Annotated in this window: 2 pseudogenes; one reads left to right on the top strand and one right to left on the bottom strand. The window is 32.0% G+C overall.

Annotated elements, in window-relative coordinates:
* Window positions 1–222: pseudogene (locus OZD66_RS03690) on the bottom strand (IS110 family transposase); the annotation flags it as partial.
* Between the two features lie 377 nt (window positions 223–599).
* Between OZD66_RS03690 and OZD66_RS03685 the strand changes: the two are divergent.
* Window positions 600–2,144: pseudogene (locus tag OZD66_RS03685) on the top strand (ankyrin repeat domain-containing protein); the annotation flags it as partial.
* Window positions 2,145–2,278 lie beyond the last annotated feature (134 nt).

Raw genomic sequence — 2,278 nt, 5'->3', positions numbered from 1 at the left:
TACTGGTAATCCAAAGCTCCTTAACTCTTTGCACATCGATATTGACAATTGCCCACTTTCTATTCCTATGGATTCGTATTCTCTGCTTTGACTAAGCAGAAACTCAGCTATTGCACTGCTCTCACTTGCAACAACTTCTTCTTTAACAATTTTTCCTTTCTCATCAACGATACTAATAAAAGTTTCTTTGAGTGAGATATCTAACCCGCTATAATATTTCATGAGACTACTCCTACTGTAAAAGTTTAAATTATTTTTGAAGAACCAATTCATTGAATTTGTTACTTCGTGCTAAAATAATGGAGTATGTCTCTCCATCATTCAATCGCAATTACAGTATGTTTCTTATCCTATTTTAGCCAGTAGCACGTTTTGCAGTTTAGCTATATTTATTATTTTTTAAGATTAAATGGTTAAGTAGACAACTGTTCAAGTGAGGTTTAACTATGACGGCAAACTTTCTTACAGAAATTAATTTTCTGCCTTTCCACCTATATTTCGATTACACATACAACGTTTAGCTCAAATTAAAAGTCAAACTTCTTGGTTGTTAGTTTAGTGCTGACAACTTAAATAGCTTTTAATATTGAGGTTTTAGTATGAGTATAGATCTAAGTGCACTAGCTACTAATGCAAAAAAATTAGATGAATACATAGATAAAAATGAAAAGCAAGAGCGGGATAGAAAAGACGAGCAATTGTATGGCATTATAGAGAGAAAGGTAAAAAAAGAAGAGCATAAGCGTGAAAAACTAAGAAGTCGAGATGGAACCCTCAAGAAGTGTAAAAGGTTATTCAAGGAAGGTGCTAGTCCTGAAGTATTAACTAAATTAGAAGAATCACTTAGAGAACAAGAAAAATATTATAGGTATTATGTCCAATGCTTCCTTCCAGTGCTAGATAAAGCAATAAAACGATCGAAAAAAATATCAAATAAAACAAAAGAACGAGTAAAGCAAGTAATTTCAGAAATTACTGATAATAGCAAATATTGTAACCAAAATGATCGTAGGAATAGTGAAGATAGTGAAGCAGAAAGTGGCTACGGCAGTGATGTTGAAGATGATCATAAGGTAGAAATAAGCAACGGAACAACGGACAACGACGCTCAATTGCTGAAAGCGATCAAAAATGCAAATAACAGGAAATTTAAAAAATATCTAAAAGATTGCACGGATATTAGCAGCATAAAAGATGAAAAAGGAAATAATATTTTACACCTTATCGCATCGCTCGAAAAGAAACAGAAATGCAAGTTTCTAGGTACTCTAATAAAAACAGTCACCGAGGAAGATTTAGCACAACTTGTTGATAGTGAAAATCAGGACGAAAAAACTCCTCTTCAGGTGGCACTAATTAACAAGATAACAAAAGAAAAACATGAGTCTCATACAATTCGAAGTAACGATAACACACTTAAGTTTCTTACAAAATTGTTAGAGCATGGAGCCAGCTCTGATAATTTAGGATTATCTACAGAAAAATTACAAGACTTAAAAGAAGAGCAAAAGATATACTACCGTAATTTCTTAGAAAAATTAGCAGAGCAAGGAAAGAAATCTAAATTAAAGCCAGAAATAAAAATCAATACAGAAGCAAAAATTAAAGAAATTATACCACATACCATAAATACTCCAGATAGTAATGATAATTATCTATTACATCCAGTAATTAAAAATAGTGATAAAAAACTTTTTAAAGAACTATTGGAAAAAGGGGCGGATATTAGCCTTAAAGACACAGATGGTAACAATGCTTTACACTTGATTGTTAAACCTGAAACAAAACAAAAACTTAAACTTCTCAATATATTGCTAGAAGCAGGCCAAAAAGAACAATTTATAAAAGCTGTAAATGATAAAAAAGAAGGGCAAACACCGCTCCATTAGGTACTCCAGCGCATACAAGAGAAGAGTGAGAACCGATCACTTAAGAAATTTGAAAAAACTAAAAGGTATGAAACCCTAGAACTATTGCTAAAAAACGGTGCAGATATTACTGTGCAAGATAAAGATGAAAAAAATGCTCTGCACTATATTGCTTCATTCAAAGGAGAACAAAAAGTTACATGTTTGGAATTGATTTTAGGTTTAGTAAAAAATGGAACAATATCTAAAGATAAATTAGGTAAAGCTATAAATGCTAATACCAATTCTCATTATTAGGAGGACAAATAGGAGACATTGCAGAGTTGTTTAATTATGGAGTGGGTAAGAGAGGTAACAAATTTACACAAAGTGCGCTCAAGCAGGGTAATTGTATCGTATATTTTATTGCA

The organism is Wolbachia endosymbiont of Drosophila baimaii (assembly GCF_028982185.1).
Lineage (GTDB): Bacteria > Pseudomonadota > Alphaproteobacteria > Rickettsiales > Anaplasmataceae > Wolbachia > Wolbachia pipientis.
Note: the sequence above shows the minus strand (reverse complement) of the source record. Positions and strands in the feature narration are given on the sequence as shown.